Here is an 18346-nt window from a genome sequence, read left to right on the forward strand (position 1 = left end):
GCGCGCCCCCCCCCCCCGGGGGCGGGGGCGCCGGCCCCCCCCCCCCCCGCCCGCCGCCCCCCCCCCCCCCCCCCCCCCGCCCCCCCCCCCCCCCCGCGCCCCGCCCCCCCCCCCCCCCCCCCCCCCCCCCCCCCCCCACCCCGTTTTCGTGCGCTCTCGTCCACGTGGTTCAGAGGATCAGGGGGCGGGCGATGTGCACGGTCACCTCGGAGCCGGGGAACTGCTCGGCGTACCGGTCGGCGGTGAAAGGGGAGTCGACCGTCGGATGGAGGTGCACGCCGACCCCCTCGGGGCAGGCACGGCCGATGCCGCTCAGGTCCTCGTCGCCGCGCAGCCCGGACACATAGAGCCTCTGCAGCCGGGGGAGGGCGAAGGCGTCCGGCAGGCCGGTCAGGACATCTCGTTGCAGGGCCACTTCGGTCAGGGCCGGCAGGGCGCTCAGGGCCGACCAGTCGTCGGGGGTGAGCGGGGAGAGGCCCGGGTTGAGGGCCACGAACTGCAGTGTCGGCCAACGCCGCACGGCACGCAGCCCGGTCCCCAGGATGGCCCGCCGGCCCATGGCGAGCGAGGTGAGGGGCGCCTCGCGCGGCAACAGGTCGAGCCACCCGCTGTGGTTCGTGGGGCTCAGCGACACCCTCCGTAAGGAAGTCAGCTCGTCGAGGCCGGTGCGGGCGAAGGTGGCGCCGGCCAGGTCCAGATCATCGAGGCCGAGCTCCGCCAGTGGGGAGAAGTCCGTCACTGCCGGGCAGTCGTACAGTCCGAGCCGGTCGAGGTGCCCGAGCGCGGCGAGCGGGCGCAGATCGTCCAAGGCGGGGTTCTCCTCGAAGCCCACCTTGCGGACCGTCGGCGGCAGCGCGGCCAGAGCACGGTCCATGGGGAACACACCTTGCAGGACCACTCGGTGCCGATGGCCCAGCAGGGGCAGGGCCCGCAGTTCGGCCCATGACTTCACGACGACGTAGAAGTCCTCGCTGTCGACGTGAGCCAGTACGTCCCGCGCGTACGGTCCGGCGTCATGGCGGTGCCAGGCCGCGGCCAGCTGAAGCCTGACGTCGACCTGGGCGCAGGTCCGGAAGCGCGTGAGCACGGGCACGGCGGCCTCGGTGCCGACCAGGACCGCGGTGCCGGTCACCGCGACGGCCTCGGCGTCCGAAAGCCCTCCAGGCCCCGGCAGCAGCTCCAGTACCAGCGGCCCGGCCTCCGCCAGCGCCCGCGCCTCCTCGACCGTGCTCGGCGGGATCAGCTCGGCCGCCCGCGCCTCGATGGCGGTACGTACGGCCGGGTCCAGCTCCGTCGCGTGCTCCAGGCAGGTCATCGCCAGCAGATGTGCCCGGGTGTCCGGCGACGCCATCAACAGGCCCAACAGCTCGGCCCGTTCGCGGGGGCGGGCCTGAGCCACGGCCATCCGGATGACGTCCGCCCACTGGTCGTCGGCGGCATGTTCGGACAGTGCGCCGAAGTCGCCGGATTCCACGGCTGCGCGGGCGCCCAAGTAGTCCTGGAAGGTGCGGTGGACGAAGTGAACGGTGCCGGGCGCGGGTTCGATGAGCAGCCCCGTACGGACCAGGAAGTGCCGCAGGACCGTCGTCGCGTCGCCGAGGGCGGCCGCCGCCGGGATCGCGGGGAGGAACTCCGCGACGATGGTTTCCGCGCGGGTGCGGTCCATCTCCGTACGGCCGTTGCGGATGAGCCAGTAGGCGAGCCGTTGCAGGAGCTGGAGCTGGGGTTCCTCGGTGAGTTCGGGGCCGGTCATGTCGCGTTCGCGGTCGCGCCGTACGAGCAGCATCGAGAGCGCGGATTCGTAGAGCTCCTTGCGGCCGTGCGGGAGGTAGCCGCGGCGGTCGCGGTGCAGGGCGCACAGCAGGCCGCACATCAGGGGGTTGGTGGCGAGGCGCCCCAGGTCGGGTTTGGCGCGGACGGCGTCCAGGAGCCCGGATTCGTAGGCAGGCAGGAGGGCGTCCTCGGCGGGGTCGCCGGTGGCGGCGGCGCTGTGCCAGCGGGTGATGAAGGACGTGACCTCCGCCGTGGTCATGGGGGAGAGCGTGAGCTGGGTGAAGCCGTCTTCGGCGAGCCAGTTCTCCGGGACGGCGGAGGGGCGGGTGGTGATCAGCCAGCGGTTGGCGGGGAACGCGGCGACGAGGTCACGGAGCCAGGTGCGGGTGCGCTCGCGCTCGGGTTCGGGGACTTCGTCGATGCCGTCCACCAGGACGAGGGCGCGTCCGCCGCCCAGCACACGGGTCTCCCAGCCGGCGGGCTGGGCGCCGGCCAGAGGGCAGCCGGTGGCGGTGAGGAACGCGGCGGGTGCGGGCAGCCGCTCGCCGTGCCGGGTGAGGGTGCGCAGCGGCAGGACGAAGGGGATCCGGTCGGCGAGGTAGGCCATGCGGTCGCAGGGGTCGTCGCCCGCCGCCGATACGGCCAGCCACTGGATCAGCGTGGTCTTGCCCGAACCGGCGACGCCGCGCAGCAGGACCCGCTCGTGCGCGGCGAACAGCTGGTCGGCGGAGATGGCCGCGGGCAGCCCGGGGGAGAGGCCGAGGGGCGGGCCGGACGTGCTGCCGGTGGCCTCGAGGCTCAGGTAGGCGGCGTCCAGCGGCCAGCGGCCGGGTGAGTGCTGGAGGTCGATTCCGTAGATGGTCAGCCGACTGTGCTTCTCGGTGGCGTACGCGAGGTAGCGACGCTCGAAGGCCAGGTCCTGGGTGTCGACGGTGGGAAGGCGGGCGATCAACTCGTCCGTACGGGCGCGGAGTTCGGCCTGCGAGCGGCTCTGTTCCACCAGGGTGCGCGCCACAAAGGTCGACCGTTGCGTGAAGAACTGCAGGATGTGCAGGCAGGCCCACTCGGTGGCGGATGCGAGGAAGTAGGCGGCGTCGGTGCTGAGCTGCGGGGCGGGCGCGGCGGCTCGCAGGCGGCGGGCGAGTTCGTGGTGGCCGAGCCGGACGGCCTGGACGTCGTCCATGGTCAGTTCGCCGAAGGCGAGCAGGGTGGCCGTCAGGGCGTCGGTGACCGCGATGGTCTCTTCGGCCGGGAAAGGGGGCCTGCCCCCAGTGGTGACCAGGGACCCGGCGACCAGCTGGCCGGCGATCCGGCGAACGTCCTTGTCCGTGAGGGTGCGTTTTTCTCCCCTGAAGGAAACCAGCCCCGATATGCGCACGGGCCGGTCGGTGAGGCCCGCGCCGGGGCCCTCCTGGACGAGCAGTTTCTTGAGCGCGGGGACGATCACGCTCGATGCCAGACGGGTGCCGAGGACAGCGGGATCCATGGCCCGGGAGCGTAGCCCCGATCACACTCGTCGGGCTCCGGATCGAGGCGTCCGGTGACAAGCCGCACAGGTGATTTGTCCGGTACTAACGGAAATAGTGGGACGTTGGTCCCGAAGGGCGGCTGTTACGTGGTCGATGGGTGCTGGTGATTTGTCCGGTTTGGGAACAAAGGGGTGGGTGAGGCCCGCACGGCTGCGGAACAGGCGCGCCAAGTGGAGTTAAACCATGGATCGGGGGATAAATCCGGCACTTCGGGTCACGGGTCACGAAGGTGTCAAGAGATCGCCGTCACCCCCAGGTGGTACGAGGCCACGTAGTAGATCGGGGTTTTGAGTCCGGGCCGGGGCGGGGGTTACCAAGGGATGGCCGACCCGGCGACACGAGGACGTGTGCCGGGTCCCTTCTTGCCCGCCAGGGGCCGCTCAGGTCCCGGAGGGCGACCGGACCCGAATGTCCCCGAAGCTCGAAGAGGTCTCCGCATGTCGAAGCGCACCATGTCCCACCGTCCCGGTACGTCGATCCTCCGTAAGCGCGCCGCCGTCGTGGCCGCCGGATTCGGAATGTCGGCCATGCTGGGCACCGGGGCCGCGTTCGCCGCCGACTCCGCTCAGGGCGCGCTGCCGGGCGTGTCCACCGCGTCCGTCGCGGCGCAGGCCACCGCTCAGGCGAAGGCCGCCGCCAACGCCCACCAGGCCGCCGCGAAGAAGGCCGCCTCCTGGATCGACCCGGTCAAGAACTACACGCTCTCCGCGGGCTACGCCCAGGGCGGCGGCATGTGGGCCAGCGGCAAGCACTCCGGCCAGGACTTCGCCGTGCCGATCGGCACGAACGTCATGGCCGTGCACGGTGGCACCGTCGTCAAGACCGGCGGCAACGGCGCCGGCGACGGCCCCGCCTACGGCAACGCCGTCGTCATCAAGCACGCCAACGGCACCTACTCGCAGTACGCGCACCTGTCGCGGGTCGACGTCCACGTCGGCCAGACCGTGTCCACGGGCCAGCACATCGCGCAGTCCGGCAACACCGGCAACTCCAGCGGCCCGCACGTGCACTTCGAGATCCGCACGACGCCGAACTACGGCTCCGCGGTGAACCCCGTCGCGTTCATGCACTCCAAGGGCGTGCACGTCTGATCCACCAGGAGCTCAGCTCTTGTGGGCCTGGGTGACCAGGTCCGTGGCGACCTCGAGGATGGCCTTGCGCTTCTCTTCGAGGTCGCCTTCGACGTCCTTGAGGACGAACATCCCCGCGTGCATGGAGAACAGGGCGCTGAAGCAGCGCACCCGGTTGGTCATGGTGACGTTCTCGGGCAGCAAGTGGTCGAGAAGATCCTTCATCCGGTGCTTGAAGTCCTCACCGATGCTCAGCTCGCGCATCTGCGCCTGGTTCTCCTGCATGAAGCGGAAGAGCGGGGCCGCGTTGGTCAGCGCCGTGCCGTAGCGGGTGAGGATCTCGCGCTTGGTCTCCAGGGTCGACGGCTGCTCCTTCGCCCAGGCGATGAGCTCGTCGATCGGCGTCATCAGGTCCTCGAAGAGGCTGACGACGATGTCTTCCTTGGTCTTGAAGTGGTAGTAGAGCGCCGCTTTGGTGACACCCAGGCGCTCGGAGATCTCCCGGAGCGAGGTCTTCTCGTAGCCCTGCTCGGCGATGAGTTCGAGGGCCACGTCCTGGATGCGCTGTCGGGTGTCCCCGCGCCGTTGCTGCGGCTTGCTGCTGCTGCCCGTGACCATCGCGTGCCTCTCGTGCTCCTTGAAGTTCTCTTGGGAGAAACTTACTTGACGCCCGGCTAGTTGGCGCTCTACCTTCACCATTGTAGGTAACTAGCCGGGCGTCAAGTAAGTCCCGGAATCACATCCGTTCTGGGGGAGCTGGGGATCATGGCGAAAGCAGCGATACAAGAAAAAGAGCAGGTGAAGCAGCCGCGCAGCGTGCGCGTCGTGCTGATGGCGCTGATGATCGCCATGTTGCTCGCCATGCTCGACAACATGATCGTCGGCACCGCGATGCCGACGATCGTCGGCGAGCTCGGCGGACTCGAGCACCTGTCATGGGTGGTCACCGCCTATACGCTCGCGACCGCCGCCTCCACTCCCATCTGGGGCAAGGTCGGTGACATGTACGGCAGGAAGGGCGCCTTCCTGACCTCGATCGTGATCTTCCTGATCGGCTCCGCGCTCAGCGGCATGGCGCAGGACATGAACCAGCTGATCGGCTTCCGGGCCATCCAGGGCCTCGGCGCCGGCGGTCTGATGGTCGGCGTCATGGCGATCATCGGCGACCTGATCCCGCCCCGCGAGCGCGGCAAGTACCAGGGCATGATGGCCGGCGTCATGGCGCTCGCCATGATCGGCGGACCGCTGGTCGGCGGCACCATCACCGACCACCTCGGCTGGCGCTGGGCCTTCTACATCAACCTGCCCATCGGCGCCGTCGCACTGGCCATGATCACCATCGTGCTGCACCTGCCCAAGAAGCGTTCCTCGGGAAAGATCGACTATCTCGGCGCGGCACTGCTCACCGTCGGCATCACCTCGATCGTGCTGGTCACGACCTGGGGCGGCTCCCAGTACGCCTGGACCTCCGCGGTGATCATGGAGCTCGCCGGTATCGGCGTCGCCGCGCTCGTCGGGTTCGTCTTCTCCCAGACCAGGGCCGCTGAGCCGATCATGCCGCTGCACATCTTCCGCAGCCGCAACTTCACACTGATGTCCCTGATCGGCTTCATCACCGGCTTCGTGATGTTCGGCGCGGTGCTCTTCCTCCCGCTGTACCAGCAGGCCGTGCAGGGCGCGTCCGCGACCAACTCCGGTCTGCTGCTGCTCCCGATGCTGCTGTCGATGATGGTCGTCTCGCTCGTCGCGGGCCGGGTCACCACGAACACCGGCAAGTACAAGGTCTTCCCGATCGTCGGCAGCGTGCTGATGGTGGCCGGTCTTTTCCTGCTGGCGCAGATGGACACGGAGACCTCGCGGTTCACCTCCGGCGTCTACATGGCCGTGCTCGGCGCCGGTATGGGCTGCCTGATGCAGATCACGATGCTGGTCGCGCAGAACAGCGTGGAGATGAAGGACATGGGCGTCGCGTCCTCGTCCACCACGCTCTTCCGCACCCTGGGTTCGTCGTTCGGTGTCGCCATCATGGGCGCGCTGTTCAACAACAAGGTGACGGACATCATGAAGGAGCGGGCCGGGGCGCTCGGCGGAAAGGCGAAGATGGAGTCGGCGCAGCTCGACGCCGAGCACCTGAAGCTGCTGCCGAAGCCGGCCCGTGAGGCGTACGAGTTCGCGGTCTCCTCCGGTACGCACTCCGCGTTCCTGCTGGGTTCCATCGTGGCGGTCGGCGCGCTGATCGCGGCCTGGTTCGTGAAGGAGGTCGCGCTGCGCGGTGCCGGTCCGCAGAAGGCCGATGACCAGCCGGAGGACGACAAGCCGGCCGAGGATGGTGCGGCTGGGGACGCCGCGCGGGGCGGCAGGACGGTCGCAGAGTCCGTCTGAGCGGGCCGCTCCCACATCCACCCTCGGCTTCTGCGGCCCCGGCGCTTCGGCGCCGGGGCCGTTGTCCTTTCCCCTGTGCATCCGATACGTACGTGTGCCCTGTGAATCCGATACGTGCGTGCGCTCACGCCCCGTGTACGTCGATGAGGCGGCGCCGGTGCCCCGGCGCCTCGGCCACGACCGATGCCGCGAGGAGCACGGCGGGCGCCGCCAGGGTCGCCGCCACCGGCAGCCGGCCGGCCAGAGGCAGCAGACAGAGGGTGGCCGCGGCCGCCCCGAGCCGGATCAGGACCACGGGCTCCCCGAGGCCGGTGAAGGATGCCCGGACGAGGGCCGTCGCCGTGAGGAACAGGGCCGTGCCGCCCAGCACACAGGCGGCCAGCGGCGTGTTCAGGTGCGGAGCCGTGCTGGACACCGCCGCTCCGACCGCGCCGCCCGTGACGGCCAGGGCCAGCTGGATGGGCAGGTGCCCGAAAACGTAGAAGTGCAGGTGGCGACCGCCGGACGCCAGCTGCTCGTGGGCGCCGGGGCGGGTGCTCGACGCACTGAAGTACGACCACCACAGCCCGGCGGTGAGGCCGAACGCGGCGACGCCGTTGAGCGCCGCCATGGGGGCCGTATGCGCCTCGACCAGCCCGTTGGTGAAGCCGAGCACGCTCTCGCCGAGGACGATGATGGTGAACAGGCCGAACCGCTCGCGCAGGTGTTCCGCGTCGCTCGGACTGTCGCTCAGCCGCCGCCCGGCGAGCAGCGGCAGGGCCAGCTCCGCCGCCATGGCGAGACCCCACGTGACGTAGCGGGCCGGGCCGTCGAGGGCGAAGGTGGCCGTCAGCCAGATGATCGCCGTGAGCGCCGAGCCCGTCACGTACACCGTCGCGATGCGGCGCAGCCGCGGCTCGTGGCGCTGGTCCCGTAGGTAGAGAGCGGCGACGCCCGCGCGGGCGCACAGGTAGGAGATGACAAAGCCGGTGTCGGCGGCCCGGGAGTGGCCGACGCCGCCGAGGTAGACGGCCATCCCGGTCACCGCGGCGAGCCCCGCCGTGGTGAGCAGGCGCTGGGCAGTCAGGTCGCGGTCCGCGCGGTTGGCGCGGACCGCGTACAGGACCCAGGTCCACCACAGCGGGACGAACAGGGCCGCCGCGGCGGCGATCGAGGCCGCGTGGGGATGGCTGCCGATCCGGTGCGTGGCCTGGCCGACCGCGGCCACGAACACCAGGTCGCCGAAGAGCTCGAACCAGGTGGCGCGACGCGGCAACTCGCTTGCGGAAACGGAGTGTTGAGGGACGTCCGCGGTGGGGCGGGATACGGTCATGGGCGCGAGAGTAGCCCGGGGACTCGCCGCTCAGCGGCCCGTCGCGAGGTTTGCCCCACCGGTGCAGTCCAGCACCAGACCGGTGATGAATCCGTTGGTGGCAAGGGAGTTGATGGCCGCTGCCACGTCCTCGGGGGTGCCGACGCGGCCCACGGGGGTCGTCGCCGCTATCCCCGCGAACAGCTGCTCGCGCTGCTCTGCCGGTACGCGGTCCCACCACGGGGTGTCGATGACGCCGGGGGAGACCGCGTTGATCCGGCGCGGGGCGAGCTCGACGGCGAGCGGCGGCACCATCGATTCGAGCGCGCCGTTGATCGCGGCGAGGCCCGAGGTGCCGGGGAAGGCGGCGCGGGCCGAGGCGGCCGTGATGAAGGTGACCGACGCGTGCTCGGTCAGGTGGTCCAACGATGCTTGCAGGATGCGCAGTTGAGGCCAGAACTTGGCGTCGAAGCCGTGCGCGAGCTCGGCCAGATCCAGGCCGGCGAAGGGGCCGCTGCCCGCCGCGCCGCTGACCGCGATGACCAGATGGTCGATGGGGGCGGTGGTGGCGAAGAAGGCGTCGATGTCCGCCTGATCGGTGGCGTCCATGCGGTACGTGGAGGTCTTGCCGCCGATCCGGGCGGCCGCCTCGTCGAGCTTCGCGCGGTCGCGGCCGGTGATCGTCACTTCGGCGCCGCCCTGGGCGAACAGCGCGGCCGTGGCCTCGCCGATGCCGGAGCTGCCGCCCATGACGACGGTGTGGGTGGGGGTGGTGGAGGTGGTAGCAGAAGCCATGGTGACCCTGTCCTCTTTTTTCCCGGAGATGCGCTTGGGTTGTTGACGAGACTGTCGGTCTCGGTAGACTCAGTGTTGCCGAGACCGACAGTCTCGTCAAGGGGTGGTCGGCGGCGACAGAGAAGAATGCATCCGAGAACGCGGCGAAGAACCGACGCCGCGAGCACAGGAAGAGGCGATGGTGATGAACAGTGCCGACCGGGCCCACACCGGGCGCCGCCGCAACGAGGAGGCGCGCCGGGCCGTGCTCGACGCCGCCCTGCGGCTGCTCGCGGACGCGGACGGAGCGCCCGTCGGCGTCGACGCCATCGCGCGGGAGGCGGGAGTCGGCAAGCAGACGCTCTACCGGTGGTGGCCGTCGAAGGGTGCGGTCCTGCTGGACGCGCTGACCGACCGCGCCGCGCAGGACGTGCCCGACCCCGGCTTCGGATCGCTGCGCGAGGAGCTGCGGGCGATGGTCGCCGCCACGTTCGAGGGGGCACAGGCGGCGCCGGTCGGACCCGCGCTGCGCACGCTGGCACGGGAAGCCGCCCGCGATCCCCATCTCGCCGACCTGATGCGGGAGTTCACCGAGTCACGCCGGACGGCGCTGCGCGAAGTGCTCGCCCGTGGAAGGGAGCGCGGCGAGCTGGCGGCGGACCGCGACCTCGACCTGATGGTGGATCAGGTGTACGGGGTCTTCTGGTACCGATTCCTGCTCGGGCACGCTCCGCTGGGAGAGCGGGAGGCGACGGAGCTGGCCGACTCCCTTGTGTGGCAGGGCAGTTGAGGGGCCGGCAGCACCGCCCCATTACTGCCACAGCACTGCCACATCACGTGCCTGTCACTTCCTGCTGTCGGGCAGGCGCAGCATCGGGAAGCTGCCGGTGCTCGTCGGCGCGTGCTCGGGCAGCCACAGCACGGCCACCGCGCCCTCCGCGGCGGTGTCGGGGCCGGCCCCCGGCGGCCGCACGTTACGGAACGTGAGACGGGCGCCCAGCACCTTGGCCTGACCGGCCGCGATCGTCAGACCGAGGCCGTGACCGTGGCCCGCCCGGTCCGCGGCGCCGGTGCGGAAGCGGCTCGGGCCCTCCTCCAGGAGATCCTCGGGGAAACCGGGCCCGTGATCGCGGACGCGGATGACGCGCCCCTCGACGCTGACCTCTATGGGCGGCCGGGCGTGCTTGGACGCGTTCGCCAGGAGGTTGATCAGGATGCGCTCCAGGCGACGCGGGTCGGTGGTCACCTCGGACTCGTGGATCACCTGGACGGAGACGCCGTCGGCGGCACGGGCCGCGATCCGGCGCTCGACGAACTCGCCCAGCATGATGTCCTGCAACTCGGCCCGCTCGGCCGAACTGTCGAGCCGGGCCACTTCGAGCACGTCCTCTACGAGCGTGCGCATGGCCTGCGCGCGGTCCTTCACCAGCTCGCTGGGCCGCCCCTCGGGCAGCAGCTCGGCCGCCGTGAGCAGCCCGGTGACCGGGGTGCGCAGCTCGTGCGCGATGTCCGCGGTGACCCGGCGCTCGGCCTCGAGCCGCTGCTTGAGCGCGTCGGCCATCGCGTCGACGGCCTGGGCCAGATCGTCGGTCTCGTCGCGCACGACTCCGCCGATGGCCTCCCGTACGCGGACCTCGGTCCGCCCCTGCGCGACCTCGCGGGCGGCGCCGGCCGCCTTGCGCAGGCGACGCGAGAGCTGACCGCCGATGAGCACGCCGAGCGCGCTGCCGCCGAAGACCACCGAGATGGAGCCGATGATCAGGGCCTGGTCGAGGTCCTTCATGACGGTGGCGCTGCGGTCGGTGAAGCGGGTGTGCACCGAGAGCAGGTCGCCGTTGCCGAGCGGGACCGCGGCCCAGATGTCCGGCACGCCGTTGGACGGCTCCGAGACGAAGGTGGCGCGGCGCCCGGAGAGCGCTTTGGTGCGCAGCTCACGCGGCATGTCGGAGTCATTGACCTTGAATCCGACGGGCAGATTGCCGCCGCGTGCCGCGTACTGCCGCTGTACGAACTGGATCCGCTCGTCCTGCACGTCGCGCGCGTTGTCCAGCATCGAGACACGGGCCGCGTTGTGCACCACGAGGCTGAGGGCGAGGGCGACGAGCGCGCCGACCAGCGCGATGGCCACGCTGATCTTCCACCGCACGCCGGTTCGCAGGTTGCGCCGCAACCGCCGGGGCAGGAGAGCGCGCAGCGCGGGGGAGCCGGGTGCTGCCGACGCGGCCGCGCGGGGCGATCCGACCACCCGAGCAGACCCGGCAGACCCGGCAGACCCGGCTGAAGTGGCCGATTCGGCTGAACCGGCCGAGCCGGGCAGGCCGGTGGAGCCGCCGACCGACTCGCGTGGGTGCGCGTTCCCCCTCGGCCCCCTTGACCCCCTCGGCCCCTTCATCCCCCTCATATCCGCTTCCCCATAGCCCGGTCAGGCCTTCAGTTTGTAGCCGAAGCCGCGGACCGTCTCGATGCGGTCCTGGCCGATCTTCGTACGCAGTCGCTGGACATGGACGTCGACGACGCGGGTGTCCCCGCCCCAGCCGTAGTCCCAGACGCGCTCCAGGAGCTTGTCGCGGGAGAGGACGGTGCCGGGCGCCGAGGAGAACTCCAGGAGCAGCCGCATCTCGGTGGGCGTCAGCGCCACCGTGGCCCCGTCCTTCCTGACCACCATGCCCTCCGTGTCGATCTCCAGGTCGCCGAAGTGCAGGACGCCCCCGTCCGTGGCGGCCGCCTCCTCCGCGCCGCCGGAACTCCCCGCCGCCGGACCGCCCGCATGCCCGAAGCGGCGCAGCACGGCACGGATCCGGGCCACGAGCACGGCCCCGTCGAACGGCTTGGTCACGTAGTCGTCGGCCCCGGCCTCCAGGCCGAGCACGACATCGATGGAGTCCGCGCGCGCGGAGAGCATGATCACCGGGACCGTCGACTCGTCGCGGATGCGGCGGCACAGGGAGACCCCGTCGAGCCCCGGCACCATGACGTCGAGCAGCGCGATGTCCGGCTGGTCCGCGCGGAACGCCTCCAGGCCCGAGAGCCCGTCGGGCATGGCGGTGACCACGAAGCCGTCGCGCTCCAGGGCGAGCTGGGTGGCCTCGCGGATGACGTCGTCGTCCTCGACGAACAGCACGTGGGTCTGCTCACCCTTGCGCTCGCCCATGCGATCTCCATCCGTTCTTCTCGATCTTCTCGAACCTCGGTGCCGATCCCGGTGCGGGTGCCGGGCGTCCGGCTCAACGGTCGGCCGGCTCAGCCGTCGTCCGCGGGGGCGGGGGACACCCCGTCCACAGCGTGGCTGTAGTCGTTGTGCGTACGGCTCTGCTGGGCGAAGCGGCCACCGCTCCAGCGGTACGTGAGGATCTCCTCGCCCGACGGAGAGGCGACCGAGTCGCCCTTCTCGTACACCTGCTTGGTGACCACCAGATCACCCCGGTCTATCTCCGCGTAGACCGGGGGCTCCTCGGTCTGGAAGACATTCTGGTACTTTCCGCCCTCGTCGCGGTACACATACGTTCCGATGCCGACGGCGTCGCCGCAGGTCATCACGTTGACCACGACATCGTTCGACGCACCGCCGGTCAGATTGCCGTAGCTCACATCAACCGGATACTCGTTCGCCACACACGGCTTGAGATCGCGCTTGATGTCCGTGCTGACCTTCGGGTCCGCCTTCACCAGACGCACCGCGTTCACGCTCTTCGGGGACTTGGACGGCGAGGGCGAAGCGGAGGCGGCCGCCTCCGCGGAACCCGCCGAGTCCGCCCGCGCGGGCCCCTCGTCGCGGGCGCCCGTGCCCCCGGCCGAACAGGCCGCGAGGGCCCCGAGGAAAACCCCGACGGCGGCGAGCCCGGCGATCGCCGAACTCCCCGCCCTCAGGACCCTCAGGGCCCTACGGATCCGAGCGGCACGTATGCCTAGGCCGCGCAACGCTCCCGCTCCTCACGTTCGAGCGCGCGAGCGTCCAGGTCGCGGCTCTCCAGCTCCTCACGGAGCCGGGCGAGGGCCCGGTGCAGCGTGCTCTTCACGGTTCCGGCCGACATTCCGAGCGCGGCGGCCGTCTCCTCTGTGGACATCTGCTCCCAGTGTCGCAGCACCACGACACTGCGCTGCTTCGGTGCGAGCACCTTCATGATGTCCATCAGGAGAGCGCGGTCGGCGTGCTGCTCGGTGGCGTCGTCCACCGTGGACTCCGGAAGCTGCTCGGTCGGCACCTCTTCGAGCTTCCGGGCCCGCCACCACTCGGTCCGCGTATTGATCATGACGCGCCGCAGGTAGGCATCGGCAAGCCGCTTGTCCGCTATGCCGTCCCACCGCCCGTACGTCCGAACGAGCGCGGTCTGCAGCAGATCCTGGGCGTCGACGGGGTCCGGAACCAGGCGACGTGCGCTGCGCAGCAGAGCGTCCTGCCGCGTCCTGACGTACTCCTCGAACCCGAGCACCTCTCCGCCGTGCGCCATGATCAACCGCCTCCCGCTACCTGTTCCCCGTTTGTCCGCACCGGTCATGTGCGGTTACGTGGAAGAAGTTACGGAGGGGTTGTCACGGCGTTGTCCGTTCCAGCCTGCGAGAAACGCACGGCTGTCCGTCGGTTGTGTAACGAACCCAAGGACCGCCTGAGAAAAACGCCGACCTCACCCGGCAGGCAACCGGTAGAGCCCACCCGCAAGGGGCTCCACAAGTCCGTCGTCGACCAGACCGTCCAGGGCGCGCGCACGCTGCACCGGCTCATGCCACACGCGGTCGAGCGCGGCCTGCGGCACGGGGCCGACGGCCTCCCGCAACACGGCAAGCAGCTTGCCGCGCACCTGACGGTCGGTCCCCGCGTACGTCTGCCCGCGCCGCGGCGGCCCGTCGTGCGCGGGCTTCCCGGCCAGCTGCCACGAGCACATGGCCGCGATCGGGCAGCGGTGACACTCCTCGTTCTTCGCCGTGCACACAAGTGCGCCCAACTCCATGGACGCGGCGGCCCATCTGGCGGCGACCTCGTCCTGCTCGGGCAGCAGCGCGCGGGCGAGCTTGCGCTCGGCCGCGGTGGTGGCGTTCGGCGGATACTGCACCCCGGTCACGGCCCGGGCGAGGACCCGCCGCACGTTCGTGTCGAGCACGGCGTGGCGCTGCCCGTACGCGAACGAGGCGACCGCGGCCGCCGTGTACTCGCCGATACCGGGCAGCGCCAGCAACTGGGCATGACCGGTCGGTACGTCGCCGCCGTGCCGTTCCGTTATGGCGACGGCGGCGCCGTGCAACCGCAGGGCGCGGCGCGGATATCCGAGCCGGCCCCAGGCGCGTACGGCTTCGCCGGGTGCGTCCTTGGCGAGGTCGGCGGGCCGTGGCCACCGGGCGATCCACTGCTCGTACACGGGCAGCACCCGGCTCACCGGGGTCTGCTGGAGCATGAACTCGCTGACCATCACGCCCCACGAGCCCGCGTCGGGGCGGCGCCAGGGCAGGTCTCGGGCGTGGTCGTCGAACCAGTCGATGACGGGTTCGTGAAGATCGGAGCGACCGGGGACGTTCTCGGGTGTCTTCGTGAGCGCAGTCATGGCACACCGATCCTGCCACGTCGGGCGTCCACCCCACGCCCGACCCGCGTCGAGCGGCGCCGGGCGCGGCCGGATGCCGTATTGGTGTTGCCGGGTACGGGTGGCGGCGGCGTGTTGCTGTGTGCGTCGTTCCGGCACGGGCCTGCGTGCACGGTGCCCGGCGCGGGGTGCCGTATCGGTGTTTTCGCGGGGGCGCGCTTACGTGGTGCCCCGGCGCTGGGACCACAGTCTCGGCGTTTCCGCGCGGGCCTTCTACGGATAGCGCACCCGGCGTTGGGGTGCCGCCTTGCCCACCCTGCCGCCCTGGGGGTCCCCCCGGACGGAGTCTGGGGGAGGCAGATTGCCCAAGGCGGGCGGGGCGGCGCGGTAGCGGCGGCAGCCGGCGGGCAGCAGGGCCGCCCGACGGCGGCGCACCCGGGTCGTCGCTGCGGCGACAGCCGACGGCGCCGCACCCGAAATGCCAGACGCTCCACCGGTCGGCACTCGAAATGCCAGACGCTCCACCGGTCGGCACTCGAAATGCCAGACGCTCCACCGGTCGGCACTCGCAATGCGACGGGAGGGGACGTGTCGGGGTGCCCCCGCAGGACGCCGCGGGAACTCAGCGCCGGATGACCGCCCATGGCGCAAACACGCGTGGAGACCGATCCGGCCGAGGAGGTACCCCGACACGGCCCCGCCCCACCCACGAAACAGGGCGCAAAGCGCGGCAGCCAGGAGCAGCAGCAGTCATCCCCTGACGACAGACAGGGGCGCCAGGCCCCCGCCCGCTTGTACCGTCGACGGGGTGACCCGCCACCGCGCCGCCCTCACGGACCTGACGCTCTGGGCGGCGTCAGCGCTGCCGGTCCTGGTCGTGGAGCACCTGCACCTCCACGAACCCAGCACCGCCTGGAAACAACTCGCCGGAATCACCGCACTCGCCGCAGCGGCGGCAACGCACCGCCGCCTCCCCGCCACCGCGTTCGTCATGGCGGCCACCCCGGGCCTGGCCGTCGCGTCATCCCTGTTCACCCTCTCCTACGGCCCAGCCCTGGCCGCCTTCGCGTACCTCATGGGCCTGCGCTCCCGAGCCGTACGCCCCTCCCTGCTCGTCTTCGCCGCACTGGCCGCCACCGGAACCGCCAAGATCGCGGCCCGTCAGGTCGACCCGGCCGCGGAGTGGCTCGTGCTCATGGGCACGCTTTTGTTCGGCGCGGTCTTCCCCTGGCTCATCGGCCGCTACTGGCGCCAGAGCCGCGAACTGACCGCGGCCGGCTGGGCCAGGGCCGAGCAACTGGAGCGCGAGCACCGCATCGTCGCCGACCGCGCCCGGCTGCGCGAGCGGGCCCGGATCGCGCAGGACATGCACGACTCGCTCGGCCACGAACTCAGCCTCATCGCGCTCCGCGCGGGTGCGCTCCAGGTCACCGCCGGTCTGGCCGAGAGACACCGCACGGCCGCCGCCGAACTGCGCGCGGCCGCCTCGGACGCCACCGACCGGCTGCACGGCATCATCGGCGTGCTGCGCGAGGAGGACGACGAGCCGGCCCCGCTCGCCCCGGCAGGTGAGAGCATCGCGGAACTGGTGGACCGGGCCGCGGAATCGGGCTTGCCGGTGCACCTGAAGGGAGGGCCGGCCCCAGACGACCGCACCGCGTACCGAGTGGTCCAGGAAGCCCTGACGAATGCGGCGAAGCACGCGCCGGGTGCTCCTGTCACGGTGGAAACGGCCCACCGGGACAGCACAACGGAGCTCACGGTCACCAACGGCCGAGCCCACCCCACACCCGCACCCCCGCCCCCACCGGGAAGCGGCACAGGCCTGCTGGGCCTGCGCGCCCGGATCACCGCACTGGGCGGCACGTTCGAGGCGGGCCCGCACGAGGACGGGTTTCGGGTGACGGCCAGCCTGCCAAGGCCCGGAACGGCGGCGAGGACACCCACCCGTACCGCACAGGATGGCGGAGCCAAGGGCTTCGCGTCCGCGCGCCGCAGCGCCCGCCGCCACGTGGGCCTGGCGTTCGCGGCGGCAGCCGCCGCGGGAACCGTTCTGATCGGCGGAGCGTTCACCTGGTACGCGTACACGAAGACGCACGCCGTCCTCACCCCGCGAGGCTACGCGCAGCTGCGCACCGGCATGCCCCTGGCCGAGGCGTCCCCCCGGCTGCCCGAGCGCACGATCAGCGACCCGCCTGTCGAGCGCGCGCCCACGCCGCCGCCCGCGCACGCGGACTGCCGCTACTACCGTGCGAGCGGTGAACTGTTCGTGCCCGTCGAGCATTTCAGGCTCTGCTTCGACGACGACGCGGCGCACACGCTGATCGACAAGGCAGTGATCCCCAAGGCGGGCACGGCCGACCAGTTGCAGGAAGAGGAACGCGAATGGGCCCGTTGAGCGACGCACCGCATGCGCCGCCCCGCCGCATCAGAGTGCTGCTGGCCGACGACGAGGCGATGATCAGGGCCGGTGTCGGCGCGATCCTGGCGGCGGGCGGCGATTTCGAGGTCGTCGCCGAGGCCGGGGACGGCCGGGAGGCGCTCGCTCTGGCGCAGGCGCACCGCCCGGACGTGGCGCTGCTGGACATCCGCATGCCCCGGCTGGACGGCCTGGCGGCGGCCGAGGAGATCACGGCGACGGTGCCCGGCACGGCGGTGGCGATGCTGACGACGTTCTCCGAGGACGCGTACGTCGCGCGGGCGCTCGGCGGCGGCGCGACCGGCTTCCTGCTCAAGTCGGGCGACCCGCACGAACTGATGGCGGGTGTGAGGGCGGTGGCGGGCGGCGCGGCGTTCCTGTCGCCGAAGGTTGCGCGGCACGTCATCGACGGCCTGGGCGGCGGCAGGCTGGCGCGCGAGACGTCGGCCCGTCAACGGGTGGCGAAGCTGACGCCCCGCGAGCGCGAGGTGCTGGGCCTGGTCGGCGCGGGGCTGTCGAATCCGGAGATCGCCGGGCGCCTGCACCTGGTGGAGGGCACGGTGAAGGCGTACGTCAGCGCGGTCCTCGACCGGCTGGAGGTCAAGAACCGCGTTCAGGCGGCGATCGTGGCGTACGAGGCGGGCCTGCTGACGTAAGGCGGCGCCGCACAAGCGAAGAGTCCACCTCCGGACCGAACCTCCGGACCGAACCTCCGGACCGAACCTCCGGACCGAACCTCCGAACCGAACCTCCGAACCGAACCTCCGGCCCGAGCCGGAACCTGAGCCCCCATCAAAATCTCTCGCACGCCGAACGATTCAACGCCGGTGCGAACCCCCGCGCGCCCGCCCGTCATACGCAGACCCCTGCCCGTGCCCACGCCCGTGACCGCCCCCCGCAGGCCCCGGCCCCGCCAACCACCGCGCGAGGCCGTTCCCCGACCCGCGCATCGCCTCGGTCACCCGAGCCCCCGGACGCGTGAGGAGGCGTACGACGAGGAACGTGACCAGGGTGCCGAGCAGCAGGCCCACCGCGACGTCGTGCGGATAGTGCACGCCGACGAAGACCCGCGAGAACGCCATGAGGATCGCCATCGGCACGGTCAGCAGGCCGACCTTCGGCCAGGCGAGGGCGAGCCCGACGGCCGCGGCGGCGGCGATGGTGGCGTGGTTGCTGGGGAACGACCAGTCCCCGTAGGCCGGGCAGTCCACCAGTGACGCCAGCGCGCCGGAGACGGCCCGGCACGGCCGCTCCTCGTCGATCCCCGACTTGAGCAACTCGCTGCATACGTACGCCACCGCGGTGGCCAGCGGAGCGAGCACCGCGACGGCGAAGGCCCGCGGGTCGCCGCGCCGGGCCCGCGCCCAGGCGACGACGAACAGCACGGCGAACAGCAGCAGACCGAGTTCCGTCCACACTTCCATCAGGTGCTGAAACCACGACGGCGTGTCGTGGGCGAAATCGGTGATGCCGCGATAGAGATCGGAGTCGATGGTTCCCATGGTGACGGACAGTACGCAATGACCGGGCCCCGTCACATCCTGCGATGGTCGCGGACGGCACCTGACGAAAGACAGGGGTCGTCGGCGCCGCCA

At 71.2% G+C, this 18346-nt stretch carries 15 protein-coding genes; 5 read left to right on the plus strand and 10 right to left on the minus strand.

From position 1 onward, the window contains the following. Positions 1-169: 169 nt before the first annotated feature. Positions 170-3259 (minus strand): NACHT domain-containing protein, encoded by a 3090-nt coding sequence (locus ACIREE_RS31550; protein ID WP_404159684.1) that lies wholly within the window; start codon positions 3257-3259, stop codon positions 170-172. 480 nt (positions 3260-3739) lie between these two features. Here ACIREE_RS31550 and ACIREE_RS31555 point away from each other — a divergent pair, with 480 nt between their 5' ends. Next, entirely contained in the window at positions 3740-4393 is a 654-nt protein-coding gene (locus tag ACIREE_RS31555; protein ID WP_404159687.1) for a M23 family metallopeptidase, read from the plus strand. Between the two features lie 12 nt (positions 4394-4405). On the opposite strand, the gene ACIREE_RS31560 is transcribed toward ACIREE_RS31555, so the two are convergent. Further along, positions 4406-4990, minus strand: a complete 585-nt coding sequence (locus ACIREE_RS31560) for a TetR/AcrR family transcriptional regulator (RefSeq protein WP_404159690.1) — start codon at positions 4988-4990, stop codon at positions 4406-4408. Between the two features lie 147 nt (positions 4991-5137). Here ACIREE_RS31560 and ACIREE_RS31565 point away from each other — a divergent pair, with 147 nt between their 5' ends. Then, the gene (locus ACIREE_RS31565; RefSeq protein WP_404159694.1) at positions 5138-6754 is read left to right on the plus strand and encodes an MDR family MFS transporter; all 1617 of its coding nucleotides are present in this window, start codon (positions 5138-5140) and stop codon (positions 6752-6754) included. Positions 6755-6878: 124 nt separating this feature from the next. On the opposite strand, the gene ACIREE_RS31570 is transcribed toward ACIREE_RS31565, so the two are convergent. Beyond that, positions 6879-8066: a low temperature requirement protein A gene (locus tag ACIREE_RS31570; RefSeq protein ID WP_404159696.1), complete on the minus strand. Its 1188-nt coding sequence runs from the start codon at positions 8064-8066 to the stop codon at positions 6879-6881. Between the two features lie 30 nt (positions 8067-8096). Beyond that, entirely contained in the window at positions 8097-8840 is a 744-nt protein-coding gene (locus ACIREE_RS31575) for an SDR family oxidoreductase (protein WP_404159699.1), read from the minus strand. Between the two features lie 178 nt (positions 8841-9018). Here ACIREE_RS31575 and ACIREE_RS31580 point away from each other — a divergent pair, with 178 nt between their 5' ends. Then, positions 9019-9609, plus strand: coding sequence for a TetR/AcrR family transcriptional regulator (locus ACIREE_RS31580; protein WP_404159702.1), 591 nt, complete (start codon positions 9019-9021; stop codon positions 9607-9609). A 54-nt stretch (positions 9610-9663) separates the two neighbouring features. Here ACIREE_RS31580 and cseC read toward each other — a convergent pair whose 3' ends face one another. The 5 genes from cseC to ACIREE_RS31605 all read right to left on the minus strand — a co-directional run bounded on the left by cseC (position 9664) and on the right by ACIREE_RS31605 (position 14353). Beyond that, positions 9664-11220, minus strand: a complete 1557-nt coding sequence (gene cseC, locus ACIREE_RS31585) for a two-component system sensor histidine kinase CseC (protein WP_404159705.1) — start codon at positions 11218-11220, stop codon at positions 9664-9666. Positions 11221-11241: 21 nt separating this feature from the next. Further along, positions 11242-11970 (minus strand): two-component system response regulator CseB, encoded by a 729-nt coding sequence (gene cseB / locus ACIREE_RS31590; protein ID WP_404159708.1) that lies wholly within the window; start codon positions 11968-11970, stop codon positions 11242-11244. 89 nt (positions 11971-12059) lie between these two features. Then, positions 12060-12737 (minus strand): hypothetical protein, encoded by a 678-nt coding sequence (locus ACIREE_RS31595; RefSeq protein WP_404159710.1) that lies wholly within the window; start codon positions 12735-12737, stop codon positions 12060-12062. Next, the gene (locus tag ACIREE_RS31600; protein ID WP_404159713.1) at positions 12725-13267 is read right to left on the minus strand and encodes a SigE family RNA polymerase sigma factor; all 543 of its coding nucleotides are present in this window, start codon (positions 13265-13267) and stop codon (positions 12725-12727) included. Before ACIREE_RS31600 ends, ACIREE_RS31595 begins: the two co-directional genes overlap by 13 nt. 174 nt (positions 13268-13441) lie before the next feature. Next, complete coding sequence (locus ACIREE_RS31605; RefSeq protein WP_404159715.1) at positions 13442-14353, minus strand: A/G-specific adenine glycosylase; 912 nt, start codon at positions 14351-14353, stop codon at positions 13442-13444. 787 nt (positions 14354-15140) lie between these two features. Between ACIREE_RS31605 and ACIREE_RS31610 the strand changes: the two genes are divergently transcribed. Continuing rightward, positions 15141-16730: a sensor histidine kinase gene (locus ACIREE_RS31610; RefSeq protein WP_404159718.1), complete on the plus strand. Its 1590-nt coding sequence runs from the start codon at positions 15141-15143 to the stop codon at positions 16728-16730. After that, complete coding sequence (locus tag ACIREE_RS31615) at positions 16718-17407, plus strand: response regulator (protein WP_404159721.1); 690 nt, start codon at positions 16718-16720, stop codon at positions 17405-17407. Before ACIREE_RS31610 ends, ACIREE_RS31615 begins: the two co-directional genes overlap by 13 nt. 162 nt (positions 17408-17569) lie before the next feature. On the opposite strand, the gene ACIREE_RS31620 is transcribed toward ACIREE_RS31615, so the two are convergent. Next, positions 17570-18253 carry a phosphatase PAP2 family protein gene (locus ACIREE_RS31620; RefSeq protein WP_404159724.1) on the minus strand — a complete coding sequence of 228 codons (684 nt, stop codon included), beginning with the start codon at positions 18251-18253 and terminating at the stop codon, positions 17570-17572. Between the last annotated feature and the right edge of the window lie 93 nt (positions 18254-18346).

It is taken from the genome of Streptomyces sp. NPDC102467 (assembly GCF_044765445.1).
Lineage (GTDB): Bacteria > Actinomycetota > Actinomycetes > Streptomycetales > Streptomycetaceae > Streptomyces.

Coding starts and splice junctions, on each gene's coding strand:
- ACIREE_RS31615 (WP_404159721.1), top strand. CDS start 16,718: ATGGGCCCGTTGAGCGACGCACCGCATGCGCCGCCCCGCCGCATCAGA.
- ACIREE_RS31605 (WP_404159715.1), bottom strand. CDS start 14,353: ATGACTGCGCTCACGAAGACACCCGAGAACGTCCCCGGTCGCTCCGAT.
- ACIREE_RS31570 (WP_404159696.1), bottom strand. CDS start 8,066: ATGACCGTATCCCGCCCCACCGCGGACGTCCCTCAACACTCCGTTTCC.
- cseB (WP_404159708.1), bottom strand. CDS start 11,970: ATGGGCGAGCGCAAGGGTGAGCAGACCCACGTGCTGTTCGTCGAGGAC.
- ACIREE_RS31555 (WP_404159687.1), top strand. CDS start 3,740: ATGTCGAAGCGCACCATGTCCCACCGTCCCGGTACGTCGATCCTCCGT.
- ACIREE_RS31580 (WP_404159702.1), top strand. CDS start 9,019: ATGGTGATGAACAGTGCCGACCGGGCCCACACCGGGCGCCGCCGCAAC.
- ACIREE_RS31560 (WP_404159690.1), bottom strand. CDS start 4,990: ATGGTCACGGGCAGCAGCAGCAAGCCGCAGCAACGGCGCGGGGACACC.
- ACIREE_RS31620 (WP_404159724.1), bottom strand. CDS start 18,253: ATGGGAACCATCGACTCCGATCTCTATCGCGGCATCACCGATTTCGCC.
- ACIREE_RS31550 (WP_404159684.1), bottom strand. CDS start 3,259: ATGGATCCCGCTGTCCTCGGCACCCGTCTGGCATCGAGCGTGATCGTC.
- cseC (WP_404159705.1), bottom strand. CDS start 11,220: ATGAGGGGGATGAAGGGGCCGAGGGGGTCAAGGGGGCCGAGGGGGAAC.
- ACIREE_RS31575 (WP_404159699.1), bottom strand. CDS start 8,840: ATGGCTTCTGCTACCACCTCCACCACCCCCACCCACACCGTCGTCATG.
- ACIREE_RS31565 (WP_404159694.1), top strand. CDS start 5,138: ATGGCGAAAGCAGCGATACAAGAAAAAGAGCAGGTGAAGCAGCCGCGC.
- ACIREE_RS31600 (WP_404159713.1), bottom strand. CDS start 13,267: ATGGCGCACGGCGGAGAGGTGCTCGGGTTCGAGGAGTACGTCAGGACG.